Genomic DNA, 19,201 nt, shown 5'->3' on the forward strand with positions numbered 1-19,201 from the left:
GGTTCAGGCGGTGGCCGGCGCGGGCGGGTAGCCCGCGTCGGTCAGCACGGTCACCCAAGCCTCGCGGGGCAGGGCGCTGTCGATGTCGGCGGTGCGGGCTTCGCGGTTCAGTTGCAGCTTGGCCTGGGCGTCAGCGGCTTGGACGGCTTCGGTGATGGCGGCCACACAGTGGCCGCAGCTCATGTCGGGCAGCGTGAAGTGGTGCATGAACGTCTCCTGAGGCTGGCATCATCGCCCCATCCTTTTGCGGTGGCTTTGACATGCATCTGATCGCATTGAGTGGCGCGCTGCGCCAGGGGTCTTACAACACCGCCTTGCTGCGCGCCGCGGCGGCGCTGGCCCCGCAAGGCGTGACCGTGGAGGTGCGCACCCTGCACGGCATTCCGCTGTACGACGGCGACCTGGAAGCCCAGGGCATGCCCGAGGCGGTAACCACACTGCGTGAGGCCATCCACGCGGCGGACGGGCTGCTGATGGCCACCCCTGAGTACAACAACTCCATGCCCGGCGTGCTGAAGAACGGGCTGGACTGGCTCTCGCGCCCCAGCGGCGAGGGCGCCAAGCTGTTCGGCGGCAAACCCACGGCGGTCCTTGGCGCCACGCCTGGGGGTTTTGGCACCGTGCAGGCGCAGGACGCGCTGCTGTCCGTGCTGCGCGCCTTCGGCAACGACTTCTGGATGGGCGGCCGGCTGATGGTGTCGCGCGCCAACACGGTGTTCGATGCCGACGGCCAGCTCATCGACGACAAGGTGCGTGCGCAGCTGCAGCAGTTCGTCGAGGGCTTCGTCGGTTTCGTGCAGAAGCGGTCGGCATGAGCGCCGTGTTCGTCGAGCGCATCCGCAGCCACGTGGGCGACGTGGGCGGCCTGCCCATTCGCCGCGCACTGCCCAGCGCGGCGCGCCGCACGATTGGCGCCTGGTGCTTTGCCGACCACGCCGGCCCGGCCACCACCGCGCAGCGCATGAACGTCGGCCCGCATCCGCACACGGGGCTGTCCACCTTCAGCTGGATGATCGAAGGCGAAATCCTGCACCGCGACAGCCTGGGCTCCGAGCAACTGCTGCGCCCCGGCCAGGTGAACCTGATGACGGCCGGCCACGGCATCAGCCACAGCGAGGAGTCGCAGACCGACCGCATCCATTTGGCGCAGCTCTGGATCGCGCTGCCGGATGCCGAGCGCGAGCGGACGCCCAGCTTCCAGCACTTTGCGGAGCTGCCGCAGCTGGACGCCGGCGGGTTTGACGGCACGCTGCTGGTGGGCGAGTTCGCCGGCCAACGCTCGCCCGTGCCCAGCTTCACGCCGCTGCTGGGCCTGGACCTGGTGGCCAGCGGCCCCGCCGACGCGGTGCTGGCGCTGCAGCCGGGCTTTGAGCACGGCGTGATGCTGCTGGAGGGCGAGGTGGAGGTGGCGCCGGCCGGGTACAACGCCGTCGAGACCGTCGCGCCGGGCACGCTGCTCTACGTCGGGCCGGGTTGTGAGGCGCTTGAGCTGCGCTGCACCGCGGCGTCGCGCCTGCTGCTACTGGGCGGCGAGCCCTGGGCCACACCGCCGCTGCTGTGGTGGAACTTCGTCGGCCGCGAGCCGGCGGAGATGGCCGTCTGGGCCCAAGACTGGGCGCAGGACGACGGCGGGCGCTTTGGCACTGTGGCGGGCTATGTGGGCCCGCGCATCGCGGTGCCGCCGGTGCCGGCGTTGCGCCGGCCGGGTTGAGCCGGGCTCAGCCGGCGCGCGCGCTTTTCACCAGCGCGTCAATGCGCGGCGTGGTGTTCACCGCCACCAACTCGATCTGCGGGTTGGCCTTGGCGAACACGCGGAAGAGTTCGTCGGTGAAGCCGTGGCCCACATCGGTCACACCGTCGAAGTCGATCTCGGCGCGCTTGAAGGTCGTCAGCCGCAGGCCCACGCGGCGGGCGGCGGCGCGGGAGTCCAGCGCCTGGCCTTCGGTCGTCAACAGGCGCAACTGCACGCGGGTCTGGTCGAACTCGATGCCGTCGCCGCTCAGGCTCCAGGCGTTCATCACGCCGTCCAGTGTGCGCGTGGTGTTCAGCGCAATCGCCATGTAGATGCTGCTGCCCTGGCGGGGCAGGGCGCGGCCTTTTTTCCAGCCGCTGCTTTCCCATGCGCGGCGCTGGTAGGCGGTGTTGTTGGCGTGGATGTCGAACACGTCGGCCAGCTGGCTGCTGAAGAACAGGCCCCGGCCGGTGTGGGCGTCGGGCGCGCTGGTGAGCCGCCCCTTGCTGAGTTCCAGCATCGCGTGCTGGGTGTCTTCCAGCTGGAAGGCGGTGCAGATCTTGTCGAACACGCCAATGCCGTCGTCGCTGACCAGCAACTGCACGTGGCTGGGCGTCTGGCGCAGCGACACGGTGACGCTGCTGCCGCCGGAGTGGTCGGCCGCGTTGTTCACCAGCTCGGTGAACCCGTGCTGGATCATGCGCTCCACATGCTTGGGCAGCGCGAAATGGGGCGCGAAGTCGCGCTGCCAGGGCAGGTCTTCCTGCAGGCCGTAGAGCGTGTAGCTGCGGGCCACCTGCCGCAAGGCTCCGGGCGCGAACACTGGGCGGGCGCGGCTGCCGCTGCGCACCAGCCAACCGGCGTCCACCAGGCGCTTCAGCGCGGCCAGCGCCGCCCGGTGGCTGGCGCCGGTGCGCTCCTCGATGTGGGCGGCCAGGTCGTGCGAATGCTCGCTGGCGGCGGCCGTGATCCAGTTGGTGAGGTGGTCGAACACCAGTCTTGTCATGGGGCCATTGTGCTGACTCCTCCCATCCGTGGGGGTGGGGCATGCCCGCGCATCCATAGAATCCCCAACCAGTTACGGCGCGGTTACAGCCTAGGGTGCACACCGCAGTCGGCCCAGATTTCTCAACTCCACCGGGGAAATTCCCATGCCTCTCGTCTCCATGCGCCAGTTGCTGGACCACGCCGCTGAACACGGCTATGGCATTCCAGCTTTCAACGTGAACAACCTGGAGCAGGTGCAGGCCGTGATGGCCGCGGCCGACGAAGTCGGTGCACCGGTCATCCTGCAGGCCTCGGCCGGCGCGCGCAAATACGCGGGCGAGCCCTTCATCAAGCACCTCATCCAGGCCGCGGCCGAGATGTACCCGCACATCCCGCTGGTCATGCACCAGGACCACGGCACCAGCCCCAAGGTGTGCGCCGGCGCCATCGAGCTGGGCTTCGGCTCGGTGATGATGGACGGCTCGTTGATGGAAGACGGCAAGACCCCGTCGTCCTTTGAATACAACATGGAGGTCACCCGCAAGGTGGTCGACATGGCCCACGCGGTCGGTGTGACCGTGGAAGGCGAACTGGGTTGCCTGGGCAACCTGGAAACCGGAGATGCCGGCGAGGAAGACGGCATCGGCGCGGCCGGCAAGCTGGACCACGCCCAGATGCTGACCGACCCGGAAGAGGCCGCCACCTTCGTGAAGGCCACGCAGCTCGACGCGCTGGCCATCGCCATCGGCACCAGCCATGGCGCCTACAAGTTCAGCCGCAAGCCCACGGGCGACATCCTGGCCATCAGCCGCGTGAAGGAGATCCACGCGCGCATCCCGAACACCCACCTCGTCATGCACGGTTCGTCCAGCGTGCCGCAGGAGTTGCTGGCCATCATCAACAAGTACGGCGGCCAGATGAAGGAGACCTTCGGCGTGCCGGTGGAGGAAATCCAGGAAGCCATCAAGCACGGCGTGCGCAAGATCAACATCGACACCGACATCCGCCTGGCGATGACGGGCGCTGTGCGCAAGTTCCTGGCTGAGAACCCAGACAAGTTCGACGCCCGCGAATGGCTCAAGCCCGCCCGCGAGGCCGCCAAGGCCATCTGCAAGCAGCGCTACCTGGAGTTCGGGTGCGAGGGCCAGGCCGGCAAGATCAAGGGCCGCACGTTGGCTGACATCGCTGCGGCCTATGCCCGCGGCGAACTCGCGCAGAAGGTGCAGTGAGCCCGGCGCACTGCTTCACCTATGGCTCGCTGATGTGGGCCGACATCATGGCCCGCGTCTGCGGGCGTGAGTTCGCCAGCGAGCCCGCCTCGCTGGCGGGCCACGCGCGCCACCCGGTGCGCGGGCAGGACTACCCGGGCCTGCGCCCGGCCGAGGGCAGCACCGTGGCAGGCCGGCTGTACCGCGACGTGGATGCCGCGGCCTGGGCGCGGCTCGATGCCTTCGAGGGTGACGACTACGAGCGCACCCCCGTGACCGTGACGCTGGCCAGCGGCGAGGCTGTCAGCGCCTGGGTCTACCGCTTCAAGGCCGAGGCCGCTGCGGCGCAGCTGCTGCCGGGTGAGTGGGATGTGGCCGCCTTCGAGCGCGAAGGCCATGCCCGCTTCACCGCGCGCTACGTGGGGTTCCAGGCCCTGGAACCCTGAGAAACCGGCCGGTAGGAATCCCCCCACGTGAAGCCCTGCGGGATGCAGGGCAAACCGTCACAATCGGCTGACATAACCACGCTGTGTGGTTGACGCCGGGGGCGTGACATGGACGAGCTGACCGGGTTGGTGGCGCGGGCGGGGTTTCTGCCGCACGGCTACTGTTTTCAATGGTCGCCAGGGTTGCTGTGGACCATGGTGGGCGCGGACCTCGCCATCGCGGTGGCGTACTTCTCGCTGCCCTTCGTCATTGCCCGCTACGCCCGGCAGCGGCCCCAGGTGAACCTGGGCAGCCTGGCCACGCTGTTTGGCGTGTTCATCTTCGCCTGCGGCATCACGCACGTGCTGGATGTCTGGACCATCTGGCGGCCCGACTACGAACTGCAAACCGTGGGCAAGGTCATCACCGCCGCCGCGTCGGTGCTGACGGCGGTGGTGGCCTGGCGGCTGAGCCCCAAGCTGCTGGCGCTGCCCTCGGTGGAGGAGATGCGTCAAGCCAACGAGGCCTTGCGCCAGGAAATGGACCGCCGCGCCCACGCGGAAGACCACCTCCTGGAAACCGAGCAAAGCCTGGCTACGGCGCTGTCGGCCATCGACGCAGGCTTCATCACCACCGATGACCAGGGCTTCGTGACGCGCCTGAATGCCGTGGCCGAGCGCATCACCGGCTGGACGCTGGGCGAGGCGCTGGGCCGCTCGGTGTGGGAGGTGTTCGTGCGCGAGGGGGTGCCGGCGGAGTGGACGCGACGCAACCCGGTGGACCTGGTGCGCGAGCGGGCGGGCGATGTGGCGTTGCGCCGGCAGACCGTGTGCCTCACGCGCGGCGGGCTGCGGTGTCCGGTGGAAATGCATGTGAGCCTCACGCACCACGCCGACGGCCGGGTGCGCGGCATTGCGGTGGTGTTCCGCGACATGAGCCGCCTGACCTTTGCCGAGGCCGAGGTGCGGCGCCTGGCGGCGGTGGTGGAGTCCAGCGCCGACGCCATCGTGGTGAAAGGGCTGGACGGCCGCATCACCAACTGGAACGCGGCCGCTGAGCGCATGTTCGGCTACAGCGCGGTCGAGGCCGTGGGCCAGCCGGTGCAGATGCTGATTCCGCCGGAGCGTGAGGCCGAAGAGGCCCGCATCCTGCAGGCCCTGGCGCGCGGCGAGCAGGTGCCGCCGTTTCGCACCGTGCGGCTGGCCAAGGACGGCCGGCGGGTGGACATCTCGGCCCAGGTGTCGCCGCTGCGCGATGCCTCGGGGCAGATTGTGGGCGGCATCAAGTCTGCCCGCGACCTGACGCACCAGCGGCAGATCGAAACCGCGCTGCGCCAGAGCGAGGCGCGGCTGCGGTTTGCGCTGGAATGCGCCGCCATTGGCGATTGGGAGTTGGAGGTCGAGTCGGGCCAGATGCACCGCTCGCACCGCTTCGACCACTGCTTCGGCCTCACGGACGTGACGGGCGCCTGGGGGCGTGACGAGTTGCTGGCCTGTGTGCACCCCGACGACCGGGCCATGGTGGGGGCCGGGCTGCAGGCGCTGCCGGAAGGCCAGCTGCCGTGGCACGCCGAGTTCCGCGTGGTGTGGCCGGACGACAGCACGCACTGGCTGCGGCTGGACGCCCGCGTCACGCGGGACGAGGCGGGTGCGGCACGCCTGGTGGGCATCGTGGCCGATGTGACCGCCATGCGCACCGCCGAGCAGGCGCGCCAGCAGGCCGTGTGGCTGGCGGCCGAGAACCAACGCGTGCAGGAAAGCAGCCGCCTCAAGAGCCTGTTCCTGGCCAACATGTCGCACGAGCTGCGCACGCCGCTGAACGCGGTCATCGGCTTCTCCGACCTGCTCACGATGAGCGACACGCCGCCCGACCCCGAGCGCCAGCGGCAGTGGCTGCAGCACATCGCCAGCAGCGGCCGCCACCTGCTGAACATGATCAACGACGTGCTGGACCTCTCCAAGATCGAGGCCGGCAAGATGGAGTTCCACCCCGAGCCGGTGGACCTGCCGGCGTTGGTGGACGACGTGATGGCCACCGTGGCCGTGCTGGCCGGCCAGCGCGGGCTGAGCCTGAAGTCGTCCATCGCCCCCGACCTGCACGGCCTGGTGCTGGATCCGGCCCGGCTCAAGCAGGTGCTGCTGAACTACCTCTCCAACGCCATCAAGTTCACGCCGGCCGGCGGCCATGTGGAGCTGCGCATGGCGGGCGAGGGCCCGCGCCTGTGGCGGCTGGAGGTGCAAGACAGCGGCATCGGTATTCCGCCCGATCGCATCGACCAGTTGTTCGTGGAGTTCCAGCAGCTGGACGACGGCCTCACCAAGCGCCACCAAGGCACCGGTCTGGGCCTGGCGCTGACGCGCCGGCTGGTGGAGGCCCAGCACGGCCGCGTGGGCGTGTACAGCGAGCCGGGGCAGGGCAGCCTGTTCTACGCCGTGCTGCCCCGTGAGCCGCAAGACGCCGAGGCCGCCGCCAACGCTCGCCCGGCCCACCAGCAGTTGGTGGCGTTGCGGCACCACCCCTTGCGCGACGGTGTGGCGCGCGACCTCAGCCAGGCCGGCGTGCTGGCCGACACCGCCGGCACGGCGGCCGAGGTATTGCGCCTGGCCCGGGTGCGGCGCTACACCGAACTGGCGCTGGACCTGGGCCTGCCGGATGCGCACGGCCTGGGCCTGCTGGCCAGCCTGCGCAGCGGTGGGCCGTCCATGCATGCGGCGGTCAAGGCGCTGGCGCTCACGCCGGCCTCGGGCGCCAGCGTGGCTTTCCCGATTTCAGACGTGGTGGCCAAGCCGCTGCGCCGTCCGGCACTGGCGCGGGCCCTGGTGCCTCTGCGTGACCGCTTCGCCCCGGGGCGGCCGGTGCTGGTGGTGGACGACGACCCCGCATCGCGCGAACTCATGTGCGCCGCCCTGCAGGCCACGGGTGTGGAGGCCATGGCCGCGGACGGTGGCGCGCAGGCCCTGTCGATGTTGCAGACCCTGCAGCCCGCCGCGCTGGTGCTGGACTTGATGATGCCCGGCGTGGACGGCTTCCAGGTGCTGCATGCGCTGCGCAGCCAGCCGCAGTGGGCGGACCTGCCTGTCATCGTCTGGACGGCCTTGTCCATGGACGCGCCCGAGATCGAGGCGCTGGCCCGCTCGGCCGGGCAGCTGGCGTCGCCCGAACCTGCGCAGGCTCTGGCCGAAGTGCGGGACGCGATGCTGCGCGCCGCCCGCCAAGGCCGCCGCGTGCGCCGCGGTGGCGCCGCTGGAGGCTGAGCATGGCGGGCGAACGGGTGCTGGTGATCGACGACAACGAGCTCAACCTGGAGCTTGCGCAGTTCGTGCTGGAAGCCGGCGGCTTCGTGGTGGACTGCGCCATGGACGCCGACGAGGCCTGGGCTCGCCTGCGCGCCTGCCGGCCCGACATCGCGCTGGTGGACATCCAGCTGCCGGGCACCGACGGCCTCACCTTGGTGCGGGCCATCAAGGCCACGCCGGACCTGGCCCGCGTGCCGCTGATTGCCTTCACCGCGTTTGCGATGCAGGGTGACGCCCAGCGCTGCCGCGACGCGGGCTGCGACGGGTACTTGAGCAAGCCCATCGACGTGCACAGCTTTGCCGCCAGCGTGCGGCGGCACCTGCCAGGAGGCGGCACCTAAAATCCGGCCCTTCCGCCTGACGCCCGCGCCGCCATGTCCCAAGCCCTGTACGAATCCCGCCTGACCTCCCTCCCGCTGCTTGGCCGCGGCAAGGTGCGCGAGAACTACGCCGTCGGTGACGACCGCATCCTGATGATCGCCAGCGACCGCCTCTCGGCCTTCGACGTCATCATGGGCGAGCCCATCCCGGGCAAAGGTGCGCTGCTGACCAAGATGGCGCTGTTCTGGTTCGACAAGCTCCAGGGCATCGTGCCCAACCACCTGACCGGAGACGACCCGCTGGGCGCCGTGTCCACCGACGCCGAGCGCGAGCAGATCCGCGACCGCGCCATGCTGGTGAAGCGCCTGAAGCCCCTGCCCATCGAGGCCGTGGTGCGCGGTTACCTGGCTGGCAGCGGCTGGGCCGAGTACCAGAAGACCCAAAGCGTGTGCGGCGTGGCCCTGCCGGCCGGCCTGCGCAATGCCGACAAGCTGCCCGAGCCCATCTTCACGCCCGCCACCAAGGCCGAGATGGGCGACCACGACGAGAACATCAGCTTCGATCAGGCCGCCGCCATCGTCGGTCCCGAACTGGCCGCGCGGGTGCGCGACATCTCCATCCAGCTGTACCAGCGCGCGGCTGACTTCGCCCTCACCAAGGGCATCATCATTGCCGACACGAAGTTCGAGTTCGGCCTGGACGCCGACGGCGCGCTGACGCTGATGGACGAGGTGCTGACGCCCGACTCCTCGCGCTACTGGCCGGTGGAGAGCTACGCCCCCGGCAGCAACCCGCCCAGCTACGACAAGCAGTTCGTGCGCGACTGGCTGGAAGCCGTGCGCATCGACGGCCAGCCGTGGGGCAAGGTCGCCCCGGCCCCGGCCCTGCCGGCCGAGGTGATTGCCAACACAGTGCAGAAGTACGAAGAAGCCCTGCAGCGCCTGACGGCCTGAGCATGGTGCCGCGCTGCGTGCTGCCTGCGGGCCGAGGGGGGAACCGGTGAACGTCAAGCTGCGCAGCCGGCTCGCCCAGCGGCTGGACACCGACATCGCCCTGGCGGCCGCCGTGCCGGCGCGGGCGGCGGTGCTGCAGGTGCAGCGCGCCATCCTGTGGTTGCGCCACGGCCGCGCGGCGGAAGCCCGCGAGGCCCTGAACCGCCTGCACGCCCAGGCGCTGGTGCACCCGCGCGTGGACCTGGCCGCCTGGCTGCACCTGGCCGAAGGCCTGACCGCCTACTTCAGCGCCTTTGGTGGCGGCGCGGGCGAGCGCGTGCGGCGCGCGCATGTGATGGCGCGCCACGCCGGCCTGGGCGTGCTGCAAGCGCAGTGCGACGCCTGGCTCGCGCAAATGGCGTTTGTGGAGCGGGACATCGAGCGCCTCGTCACCCACGCCACGGCCACGCTGGCCGGCCCGGCGGACGACAGCGCCGCCTGCCGCGTGGCCTCGGCACTCGGCATGGCCTGGGACTTGGCTCAAGACCCGGCCGTGGCCACCGCCTGGTACGCCTGGGGCCGGCGCGCCGCCAGTGCCGAGGGCGATGACGCCGGCCTGGCTGCCTTGCTCTACAACCAGATGCAGATGCGCGCGGTGCGCATCCGCCACGCCGCCCTGGCGGGCGAACCCGGCGAGGCGCCGGCCGTGCTGTTGGGCGTGGATTCCATTGGCCATTTCGACGACGCCGTGGGCGGCTCCGCCCGGGGCGACCTGACCCCGCTGCTGCGTGCCCAGCTGCTCACCGTGCAGGGCGACTTTGCCGCGGCCGCCCCGCTGCTGGAGGCCCACCTGCCCGAAGCCATGGCCTCGGGCTTGGCCCGCACCGGCGGCAGCCTGCTGGCCGACCTGGCCTGGTGCTGGGCCAACACCGGCGAGGCCTCGCGGGCCCGCGCGCTGGCCGACCAGGCCGCCGTGGAGGTGCTGGCGGAAGACTCGCCCCACTGCGACCTGGACGAGCGCGCAGCCCTGCACGCCCGGTTGGCGCAGGTGTACGCCCGGCTGAACGAGCCGGGCCTGGCGCAGCGCCACGGCGAGGCCGCCCAAGCCGCCTGGGCCGACGATGCCGCCCAGCGCCGCCTGTGGGCGCGCCGGCTGGCCGAGGCAGGGCTGGGCACTCCGCCACGCTGACCGGTTTTTCCGGCCGCAGCGGCCGCCCGGCCTGCGTTACCCTCGCCGCCCTATGTCTGCCGAGCTCCACGACGCCGCCCTGTCCGCCTTGCCGGTGGGCACGCGCTTTGGCGAGCTGGAAATTCTGGGCACGTTGGGCGTGGGCGGCTTCGGCATCGTCTACCTGGCCCGCGACCACGCGCTGGAGCGCGAGGTGGCCATCAAGGAATACATGCCCGGCCAGTTCGCGGCGCGTGATGGCGCCTCGCAGGTGGTGGTGCGCTCGCCCGCGATGCAGGAGACCTTTGCACTCGGCCTGGCCAGCTTCGTGAACGAAGCGCGGCTGCTGGCGCGCTTCGACCACCCCTCGCTGCTGAAGGTCTACCGCTTCTGGGAAGCCAACGGCACGGCCTACATGGCCATGCCCCGGCTGAGCGGGCAGAACCTGCGCCAGGCCCGCACCGCGCAGCCCACGCCGCCGCCCGAAGCCTGGGTGCGCCGCGTGTTTGACGCCGTGCTGGACGGGCTGGCCGTGCTGCATGCGCAGCAGGTGTGGCACCGCGACATCGCGCCCGACAACATCTTCCTGCCGGCCGACGGCAGCCCGCCCATCCTGCTGGACTTCGGCGCCGCGCGCCAAGCCATTGGCGACCGCACGCAGCTGTTCACCGCCATCCTGAAGCCGCGCTTCGCGCCCATCGAGCAATACGCCGAGGCCGCCAACCTGCGCCAGGGCCCGTGGACCGACTTCTATGCGCTGGCGGCCGTGATGCACGAGCTGCTGACCGGCCACCCCCCGCCGCCCGCCACCGCGCGGGCCATGGGCGACGACCTGCAGCCACTGCAGCTGCCCGGCTACTCGCCCGCCTTTTTGGCCGGCCTGCACTGGGCGCTGCGCGTGGCGCCGCACCAGCGCCCGGCCAGCGTGGCCGCTTGGCGCGAGGTGGTGGATGGGCGGGCTCCGGTGCCGAGTGCGCAGGCTGCCGCGCCGCGTGCGGAGGCTCCAACCCCAGCCATTCCCGCCCCGGCCGGCCGCCCGCAGCGCCTGGACATCGAGTTCGCCGACACGTTGCAGTTCCTGCCGTCGGAGCTGGACGCGCTGCCGGCCGAGCCTGCCCCGTCGCCTCGCGCGGCCCGCCCGGCCCGGAGCGCCCGCAGTGCCCGGTTGCTGCTGGCAGCGGCCGCCGTGCTGGGGGTGTTGATGCTGTGGGTGTTCGCCCGCCAGGTGCGCCGCCCCGCGGCCGAGGCACCGTTGGCTGCGGTGGAGGCGGCATCGGCGGCGTCATCGCCGGCGGTGGCCGAGGCGGCTTCCTCGACTGTGGCCGGGCCGGCTGAAGGAGCGTCCGCGGCGTCTGTAGCCTCTGCGCCGAGCGTGGCCCCTGCCATGGCGTCGGCCGCCTCCGTGCCCGCCGCGCGCCGCGAACCCCGTCGGGAGCCGCGACCCATCATCACCGAGAAGGCGGGCGAGTTCCGGCCCGTGTCGGGCAGCCCCACGCTGTCGCCCAACGACCCGCCGCCCGCCAGTGCGCCCGGCGCGCGCAATGCGGCCGGAAGTGCGGCGGCGGCATCGCCCGAGCCCCGCACCGCGGCCGAGGCTTGCGGGGGGCGCACGCTGTTCGCGCGGGCCTGGTGCATCGACCGCCAGTGCGAGAAGCCGCAGTTCCAGACCGACCCCGAGTGCGTGAAGCTGCGCGAGATCCGCAGCAGCCGCAGCCGCGACAACGGCCCCTGAGCGGGGCGCCGGCGGGCTGCTGTTCAGGCCTTGGCGGGTGGCGTGCTTGCCGCCGCTGGCAGCGTGATGCGCGTATCGAACTTCGCCCGCTTCACGCTGAAAAACGCCTTGATGTTGCGCACGTTGGCCTGCTGCGTGAGCAGCCGCTGCGTGAACGCGTGGTAGGCCGGCATGTCGGCCACCTGCACCACCAGCATGAAGTCCGGCCCGGGCGACACCCGCCAGCACTGCTGCACCGCGGGTTCGGCCACGGCCCGGTCCTCGAAGGCGTCCAGATGCTCGGCGCCCTGGCGGTCCAGCGTCACCTCCAGCAGTGCGTGCAGCCCGGCGCCCAGGTGGTCGGGCGAGAGCAGGGCCACCCGCCGCTCGATCACCCCCGCCTCCACCAGCCGCTTCACGCGGCGCAGGCAGGTGGCGGGCGACACGGCCACGCGGGCCGCCAGGTCTTGGTTGCTGAGCGAGGCGTCGGTCTGCAGCGCGTCCAGCAGGCGCAAATCGATGGCATCAATCCATTCATGCATGGCAACATTGTGAAAGAAAATTGCATCACGCCAAAGCAGTGCAAGATTCATTCAATTACGCAAGAAAAATGGATGCATCTGCCGCGATGGCCTGCCTACGATGCCGCCATTCCTCAAACGGAGAACCCATCCATGTGCGGCATCGTCGGCGCGGTCAGTCAGCGCAACATCGTTCCCATCCTCGTTGAAGGCCTGAAGCGCCTGGAGTACCGCGGCTACGACTCCTGTGGCGTGGCCGTGCACCAGGACGGCGGCCTGAAGCGCGCCCGCTCCACCAGCCGCGTGGCCGAGCTGCAAGCCCAGGCCGACCAAGACGGCATCTCGGCCGGCACCGGCATCGCCCACACCCGCTGGGCCACCCACGGCGCCCCGGCGGTGCACAACGCCCACCCGCACTTCTCGGCCGGCCCCAATGCCAGCGAGGCCAGCGTGGGCCGCATTGCCCTCGTGCACAACGGCATCATCGAGAACCACGACGAACTGCGCGCCGAACTCAAGGCTCGCGGCTACGCCTTCGCCAGCCAGACCGACACCGAGGTCATCGCCCACCTGATCGACCACCTCTACAACGGTGACCTGCTGGACGCCGTGCAGCAAGCCCTGCCGCGCCTGAAGGGCGCCTACGCCGTGGCCGTGTTCTGCCGCGATGAGCCCCACCGCGTGGTGGCCGCCCGTGAGGGCTCGCCCCTGGTGCTGGGCGTGGGCGAGCAGGAGAACTTCGTGGCTTCGGACGCCATGGCCCTGGCCGGCGTGACCGACCAGATCGTGTACCTGGAAGAAGGCGACGTGGTGGACCTGCAGCTGGGCCGCTACTGGATCAGCCGGCTGGACACCGCCACCGGCCGTTTCGGCGCGGTGCAGCGCGAAGTGAAGACCGTGCACGCCCACAGCGGCGCCGCCGAGCTGGGCCCCTACCGCCACTACATGCAGAAGGAAATCTTCGAGCAGCCCGTGGCCATTGCCAACACGCTGGACGCCGTGACCAGCATCAGCCCCGAGCTGTTTGGCGACGGCGCCTACCGCGTGTTCAAAGAGATCGACAAGGTGTTGATCCTGGCTTGCGGCACCAGCTACTACTCGGGCTCCACCGCCAAGTACTGGCTGGAAAGCATCGCCAAGATCCCCACCAGCGTGGAGATCGCCAGCGAGTACCGCTACCGCGACAGCGTGCCCGACCCCAAGACGCTGGTTGTGACGATCAGCCAAAGCGGCGAGACGGCCGACACCATCGCCGCGCTGAAGCACGCCCGCGCCCAGGGCATGAGGCACACCCTCACCATCTGCAACGTGGCCACCAGCGCCATGGTGCGCGAGTGCGGGCTGGCCTACATCACCCGTGCGGGTGCCGAAATCGGCGTGGCCTCCACCAAGGCCTTCACCACGCAGCTGGTGGGCCTGTTCCTGCTGACCCTGGCCCTGGCGCAGACGCGCGGCCACCTCAGCGACGAAGCCGAAGCCCAGCACCTGAAAGACCTGCGCCACCTGCCCGTGGCCGTGCAGGCCGTGCTGGCGCTGGAGCCGCAAGTCATTGCCTGGAGCGAAGAGTTCGCCCGCAAGGAAAACGCCCTGTTCCTGGGCCGCGGCCTGCACTACCCGATCGCGCTGGAAGGCGCGCTCAAGCTCAAGGAAATCAGCTACATCCACGCCGAGGCCTACCCCGCCGGTGAGCTCAAGCACGGCCCGCTGGCGCTGGTGACCGCCGAAATGCCCGTCGTGACCGTGGCCCCCAACGACGCGCTGCTGGAAAAGCTCAAGAGCAACATGCAGGAAGTCCGCGCCCGCGGCGGCCAGCTCTACGTGTTTGCCGACGGCGACACGGCCATCGAGAGCGAACCCGGCCTGCACGTCATCCGCATGCCCGAACACTACGGCGCCTTGAGCCCCATCCTGCACACGGTGCCGTTGCAGCTGCTGGCGTATCACACGGCTTGTGCACGGGGAACGGATGTGGACAAACCGAGAAACCTGGCCAAGTCCGTGACGGTCGAATGACCGGAACGGGCGAGGTCAGGTTCGTGTTCCGACCAAAAATAGTCGTGAACAGGTCATTAAAGTCGAAAACTAGCCAATAAAGTCGAAAACGGCAAGGCGAGGCAGTCCTAGCGATGACACCCATGCGGGCTGACCTTGCTGAGTCCGCCAGCGCTGCCTCGTCATTGGCAATGTTGCTGGACGGCCGAACGCCTATGTCCGCCTTGAAGGCATCGCTGTCCAAAACGGTATGAAGACGCGCTCGAATTCTGGGGCAAGGACCTTGCCGACAAGTTGCGGCTTTGCTGAACCTTCCAGGATCACTTCAGCAACAAACACCCCCAATGCGTCCTCCAAGAACGAGTTCATGATGCGCAGCAGGTCGATCATTTGGCCAATTAGTGGGTCCACTGCGTTTCGCAGATCGACTGTGCCGTATTGCTCGAACATCCAGGCTTGAGCAACCGTGTCGGCCGCGTCGTAGTACGTGTTGCCAGACTTGTCACCCAAGAAGACGAGGTCGTCCACCCAGGACTCGTCGGGAACAACGTGGCTGCTCCAGCGCTCGAAGTTGGGGAAGTGGAATCCCATGCCATTCCTGAGAGGCGATAGCCAAGTCGCGCTGTTGACTGCAGCGTTCAGTTCTTTCAGCCTCTTCAAGCCGTCCGGCAAGAGGGGCAGTACGTCTTCACGAAGCGTCTTTGCAAGTTCCTTGGTTTCCCGAATTGCTTTGCTTGCTTCCCAGATCTTTCCGCTCGCGAGCCGAAACAGAAACATCGCCTGACCAAGTTCAGGACGCAGACGTGCTGGTCGAGGGTCATCGTGCTTCGGCAGCGCAAAACCTACAAGCTTCTGAAGGCACATCAGTTCGTTGAAGATGTGTCCGAGCAAGTAGTAGGCAAAGCGCTGCTCATCGGAGAGCTTCTTGATTGCCGTAAGCGGAACGCTCAAGGCAAGCATTTCTACGCTTCGATTCGCCACGCTTGAATCTCCCCTCTGCGCCTGCCGTCAGTGGCTGAGAGCAGGACATTGAAACGGCCACTAGAGCTGTTTGAATCGAAGCAAGCGGCGATCCCGCCGGACCTGACGCTGGGTGCTCAGCCGATCGCTCGCGTCCCCTTGCAAACCGGATAACCCGAGCATCCCCATAACGCATGGCCGGCATTGGTGCCGCGCGTCGCAGTCCGCTGGACCATAGCCTCTTTGTGCCTTGCCCGGGATTCTTGGAGCGATCAGGATCGTCCCGCCTAGGTCTGATGCAGATTCTGCCGGACACTGGCCGGATTCCATCGAAAGCAGTGCCTCGCAGTGCGGGGCGTCGCTGAGAACGCTCTCAACATGTCCGTCGACCTGATCCCACGCGTCGATTCACTGCTGCCGTGGCTCCCGGGGGAAACCCTGTTCAGCTTGTGCAGCCGTCAGCACTGTCTGTGGGGCTACAGCCTGTCCTCGCATTCGACCGAGATCATGTTTGGCGGCAAGCGCTTGGGTACCCAGCATGACTTCCCGAGCGGGCTCGACGCATTCGCTCTTCGATCCGAAGGGCAATTCGGGTCCGCCGTTGAGATCGCACGTGACCGGACGGTGCTGCGGTTCTATCGGCCATTCCTTGCCAAGGCCCAGATCGACGACGCCATCTGGGCAATGCGGGGCTCGGCCGTTTCCCACCTCAAGTTTCGATTGGGCCTGCTGACGAGCCGCTTCAGGGCCAACCATCCGCTGAAGGCTTGCATGGCGTGCATGCAGGCCGATCTGACGGAACATGGCTGGGTTTATTGGCATCTCGTGCATCAATATCCTGGCGTCTGGATGTGCCCGGTGCATGGCACGCCGTTGCGCATATCCCAGGTCAAGTCGACGGGCGTCGAGCGATTCCTCTGGAGCCGTCCTGCTGAAGCTCAGCTTGTGGATCCCTGGCTGGCGGGCGATGACGCGCAACGTTCGGCGCTGATTCGCCTTTCCAAGCTGACGATCGCCCTGGTGGATTGCGACAGGGAGGATGGTTGGCTGGGAGCTGATGCTGTGCAGGACACGCTTCGCGCAAGGCTTCGGGAGCGAGGTTGGCTGACGGTAGCGGGCAACGCGCGGCTCACGGTGGCAGCGACCGACTACATGCAGCATTGCTCAACACTGCGCCTTCCGGCTGAACTTTCCGGCCTTCCTTCGACTCTTGCGGAGGCGAAGGCACAGATCAGCAGGCTGATCCGCACGCTGCGCTCGGGCGTCCATCCGATCAGGTTGTTGGTGGCGATCGACTGGCTGTTCTCCGGCGCTGATGATTTTTCTTCGCTTCATACAGCCGCCACTGATCTTGTCACCGTCCGGCCGGCCAGCGAAGGACCTTCGCCGGCGAGTCGGTCTGACAGCGATCTTGCTCGTCGAGCGCGGCTAGCTGCCTTGCTTCAGTCAGGGGCGTCCGCGACTGCCGCAGCGACGGAAGTCGGCGTCGATGTGTCAACCGCGATGGCCTGGGCTGCCGCTGAAGGCATCCCGGTGCCGCGACGACCAAAGATCTTGAAAGCCGCTGTTCGCACTGCTCTTGTGCAGTGTCTTCGCAAGGGGATGGATAAGCAGGATGCGGCGGGTCGCCATGGCATCTCTGTTGAGACCGTCACGAGGCTCTTGCGCACGGAGGTCGGGCTGCACTCGGCTTGGAAGGCGGCGAGGGCTGCGGCGGCGCAACGGCGCGCTCGCAGCGCTTGGCAAAAGCTGCTTCGCAATCACCCATGTCTTGGCGTGAAGATGCTGCGAGCAATGGACGCAGCCAGCTATGCGTGGCTTTATCGGAACGATCGGGCCTGGCTGACAGAACACACGCCAGCAAAGGGAACGAGCCAAACGAATCCGCGGGAGAACACGGTTCGGTGGGACGAGCGGGACCTGTCGCTCAGCGGCGAGGTCGAGAAGGCGGTGGAGCGTCTGGCTCGGCCCGGCCGTCCATTGCAGTTGTGGCAGATCTACCAAGCCGTCGCTGGACTGAAGCCCAAGCTAGCGGTGCTTCACCGACTGCCACTCACGCAGCACGTCATCGAACGGGCACTTGGTCGTCGCCGGGCCGGCAGCGCGCCGGACTTGCTGTAAATGGATCCTCGCTCGGCCGATCAGGTTGACATGCAAATATGCATTTAAGTATGCTTTATGCATGAACGACGCAGCGACCCTAGCTCGTGCTATCAAGGCAGGTGAAATCTGCAGGGAGCATGGGATCACTCAGGCCCAGATCGCCGATGCCGTTGGCGCGAGCCAGTCGCAGGTGAGCCGCATCCTCTCCGGCCGGGGGCTACGCCAGTCAAGGCTCATGGAGGAGGTGTGCCTCTACGTCGAGCAGTTCTCCGTCGGCGTCACTGCGGATGCCGTTCGCGGAAACGCCGAACTCGTTGAGGCGATTCAAGCCGCATGGGACGGGTCGGCATCGCACGCCAGGGCGCTGTCGACAGTCATACGTTCGCTGTCAGTACTCCGGGCAAAGCCGCGGGCCGAATCGCAGGGCTCGAAGGACCGCCAAGGATGACCATCCGCCCTGACGTACTGCCGGAAGAATATGCCCCTGGCTACAGGGGCAGGGTCATGACCTTCAACGGTTTGACGGACCCCAAGCTTGCGATGAACGCACTGATGGAGTGGTCGGGCAACGCCGGGACCTCGCGGCGGGAGTTTTCCACCGTGGAGTTGCTAGCGAAGGTGGCCGGCGTCGACGTCGCGCACTTTGTCCGAGCGCATACGACCTTGCCGTTACGTCGGGCGGTTGTTGCCACACTGCCCGAGGTCGAACACGGCTGCACAAGCAAACGCTCACTGCTGTGGTCCATAGCGCTACGGGACACGCGGCCAGGTGCCTACCTGTGCACTCAATGTGTTGAGGAAGATATCGATTTTCACGGCATGTCCTACTGGCGCCGAGAGCATCAGTTACCAGGGCTCTACTGCTGCACCAAACATGGCTTGCCGTTGGGTTACGCAGATGCTCCAAACGCATTCCTGTCGCCGCCCTCGCTGTTCTACAGCAGCCATCACGCAGTTGACTTCAGCTGGGTAAGGAAGTTGGAGCGCAGCGGTGCTGTCCAGCGTTATTTGTCGATCATGGCAGACCTTCTCGCCAGGTCGAGACCACTCGATGAACGCGATGTTTCGCGTGCCGCAAGAGCACGGGCCATGGAGCTTGGGCTACACACGGGTCGCCGAGCGGTAGAGCATCAGCTCGTCAGCGATCTCGTCAAAGAGCGTTTCGACGACGCTTGGCTGGCCTCAGTCGTGCCGGGCCTCGTTGAAAAGCGGATCGGAGAGTTCTGGTCGCCGGTTGACGGAGCACTGTCTGGCAAGCGTATGGGCATTTCATCGACGGTCTATGCCATCGTATTTGCATCGCTCTTCGAGTCAGCGGATGAAGCGGTGAACGCGATGCTCGAGCCGTCCGCACCTGACAGTGTGAAAGCTCGGGTTTGCACGGCACCGGTTGAGGTCTCAGATCAGCAACTACGTGACGCCTACATCGACTGCAGAGGTTGCCATGCGTCAGTCGCGCGACAGCTGGGCCTGAGTAGCTATGCTGCCCGAAAGCGCCTGCAAGAAGAGGGGCTTCCGAACCTGGGCGGTGCCGCATCGCGCTTGGTGCGGGATGCAGCGGCCGCCGTCTTCATCGAAGGGGTGTCAATAGATCATGCAAGCAAGGCGCACAGCATTGACCGAGCGGATCTGGAGCGGCTGCTCATTCAATCGGCCGGACCCTTTCGGGCAGCGTTGAATGGCATTCGACGATCTGAGCAACGGAGGACCATGCCGCCGAGACCCAGGCCGATGGCGCCGCCGCGACAGCGGCGGGGGGCCCCGCCCGCGCCCCCCCCCCAACGCCCCCCCCAAAAACAAAACACACCCCGGCCACAAATGTGCCCCAAACCCGCCAACCCCGG

17 protein-coding genes are annotated in these 19,201 nt (G+C 68.0%); 13 read left to right on the forward strand and 4 right to left on the reverse strand.

Going from position 1 to position 19,201, the window contains the following annotated elements; genetic code table 11:
* Positions 1 to 3 precede the first annotated feature (3 nt).
* The gene (locus ACG01O_RS21755; protein WP_394387666.1) at positions 4 to 207 is read right to left on the reverse strand and encodes a heavy-metal-associated domain-containing protein; all 204 of its coding nucleotides are present in this window, start codon (positions 205 to 207) and stop codon (positions 4 to 6) included.
* A gap of 53 nt (positions 208 to 260) precedes the next feature.
* Between ACG01O_RS21755 and ACG01O_RS21760 the strand changes: the two genes are divergently transcribed.
* Together ACG01O_RS21760 and ACG01O_RS21765 are read left to right on the forward strand one after the other, a co-directional pair.
* On the forward strand, positions 261 to 815 hold the full coding sequence (locus tag ACG01O_RS21760) for an NADPH-dependent FMN reductase (RefSeq protein ID WP_394387668.1): 555 nt from the start codon (positions 261 to 263) through the stop codon (positions 813 to 815).
* Positions 812 to 1,711 (forward strand): pirin family protein, encoded by a 900-nt coding sequence (locus tag ACG01O_RS21765; protein WP_394387669.1) that lies wholly within the window; start codon positions 812 to 814, stop codon positions 1,709 to 1,711. Before ACG01O_RS21760 ends, ACG01O_RS21765 begins: the two co-directional genes overlap by 4 nt.
* 7 nt (positions 1,712 to 1,718) lie before the next feature.
* Here the strand turns inward: ACG01O_RS21765 and ACG01O_RS21770 are convergent, their stop codons facing one another.
* Positions 1,719 to 2,738 carry an ATP-binding protein gene (locus ACG01O_RS21770; RefSeq protein ID WP_394387671.1) on the reverse strand — a complete coding sequence of 340 codons (1,020 nt, stop codon included), beginning with the start codon at positions 2,736 to 2,738 and terminating at the stop codon, positions 1,719 to 1,721.
* Positions 2,739 to 2,883: 145 nt separating this feature from the next.
* On the opposite strand from ACG01O_RS21770, the gene fba reads away from it, so the two are divergent.
* The 7 genes from fba (at position 2,884) to ACG01O_RS21805 (ending at position 11,802) form a co-directional block, all read left to right on the forward strand.
* The gene (fba, locus tag ACG01O_RS21775; RefSeq protein WP_394387673.1) at positions 2,884 to 3,948 is read left to right on the forward strand and encodes a class II fructose-bisphosphate aldolase; all 1,065 of its coding nucleotides are present in this window, start codon (positions 2,884 to 2,886) and stop codon (positions 3,946 to 3,948) included.
* The gene (locus ACG01O_RS21780) at positions 3,945 to 4,373 is read left to right on the forward strand and encodes a gamma-glutamylcyclotransferase family protein (protein ID WP_394387675.1); all 429 of its coding nucleotides are present in this window, start codon (positions 3,945 to 3,947) and stop codon (positions 4,371 to 4,373) included. The genes fba and ACG01O_RS21780 overlap by 4 nt, the downstream gene beginning before the upstream one ends.
* 108 nt (positions 4,374 to 4,481) lie before the next feature.
* Complete coding sequence (locus tag ACG01O_RS21785; protein WP_394387677.1) at positions 4,482 to 7,607, forward strand: PAS domain S-box protein; 3,126 nt, start codon at positions 4,482 to 4,484, stop codon at positions 7,605 to 7,607.
* Between the two features lie 2 nt (positions 7,608 to 7,609).
* Positions 7,610 to 7,990, forward strand: coding sequence for a response regulator (locus ACG01O_RS21790; protein WP_394387679.1), 381 nt, complete (start codon positions 7,610 to 7,612; stop codon positions 7,988 to 7,990).
* Between the two features lie 33 nt (positions 7,991 to 8,023).
* Complete coding sequence (locus ACG01O_RS21795; RefSeq protein ID WP_394387681.1) at positions 8,024 to 8,923, forward strand: phosphoribosylaminoimidazolesuccinocarboxamide synthase; 900 nt, start codon at positions 8,024 to 8,026, stop codon at positions 8,921 to 8,923.
* Positions 8,924 to 8,969: 46 nt separating this feature from the next.
* A complete protein-coding gene (locus ACG01O_RS21800) occupies positions 8,970 to 10,091 on the forward strand; it encodes a hypothetical protein (protein WP_394387683.1) in 1,122 nt (373 codons plus the stop codon).
* Positions 10,092 to 10,143: 52 nt separating this feature from the next.
* On the forward strand, positions 10,144 to 11,802 hold the full coding sequence (locus ACG01O_RS21805; RefSeq protein ID WP_394387685.1) for a serine/threonine protein kinase: 1,659 nt from the start codon (positions 10,144 to 10,146) through the stop codon (positions 11,800 to 11,802).
* Positions 11,803 to 11,825: 23 nt separating this feature from the next.
* On the opposite strand, the gene ACG01O_RS21810 is transcribed toward ACG01O_RS21805, so the two are convergent.
* Complete coding sequence (locus tag ACG01O_RS21810; RefSeq protein ID WP_394387687.1) at positions 11,826 to 12,323, reverse strand: Lrp/AsnC family transcriptional regulator; 498 nt, start codon at positions 12,321 to 12,323, stop codon at positions 11,826 to 11,828.
* Between the two features lie 132 nt (positions 12,324 to 12,455).
* On the opposite strand from ACG01O_RS21810, the gene glmS reads away from it, so the two are divergent.
* Complete coding sequence (glmS, locus tag ACG01O_RS21815; RefSeq protein WP_394387689.1) at positions 12,456 to 14,315, forward strand: glutamine--fructose-6-phosphate transaminase (isomerizing); 1,860 nt, start codon at positions 12,456 to 12,458, stop codon at positions 14,313 to 14,315.
* A 192-nt stretch (positions 14,316 to 14,507) separates the two neighbouring features.
* On the opposite strand, the gene ACG01O_RS21820 is transcribed toward glmS, so the two are convergent.
* Positions 14,508 to 15,254, reverse strand: coding sequence for a hypothetical protein (locus ACG01O_RS21820; RefSeq protein ID WP_394387691.1), 747 nt, complete (start codon positions 15,252 to 15,254; stop codon positions 14,508 to 14,510).
* 378 nt (positions 15,255 to 15,632) lie between these two features.
* On the opposite strand from ACG01O_RS21820, the gene ACG01O_RS21825 reads away from it, so the two are divergent.
* From ACG01O_RS21825 to ACG01O_RS21835, 3 genes are all read left to right on the forward strand, one after another.
* Positions 15,633 to 17,375: a TnsD family Tn7-like transposition protein gene (locus tag ACG01O_RS21825; protein ID WP_394387693.1), complete on the forward strand. Its 1,743-nt coding sequence runs from the start codon at positions 15,633 to 15,635 to the stop codon at positions 17,373 to 17,375.
* Between the two features lie 61 nt (positions 17,376 to 17,436).
* Positions 17,437 to 17,805 carry a helix-turn-helix domain-containing protein gene (locus tag ACG01O_RS21830; RefSeq protein WP_394387695.1) on the forward strand — a complete coding sequence of 123 codons (369 nt, stop codon included), beginning with the start codon at positions 17,437 to 17,439 and terminating at the stop codon, positions 17,803 to 17,805.
* A partial coding sequence (locus ACG01O_RS21835) for a TniQ family protein (RefSeq protein ID WP_394387697.1) occupies positions 17,802 to 19,201 on the forward strand: 1,400 nt, incomplete at its 3' end. The genes ACG01O_RS21830 and ACG01O_RS21835, both read left to right, overlap by 4 nt.

The sequence above is a fragment of the Pelomonas baiyunensis genome (assembly GCF_043555935.1).
Classification (GTDB): domain Bacteria; phylum Pseudomonadota; class Gammaproteobacteria; order Burkholderiales; family Burkholderiaceae_C; genus Pelomonas; species Pelomonas baiyunensis.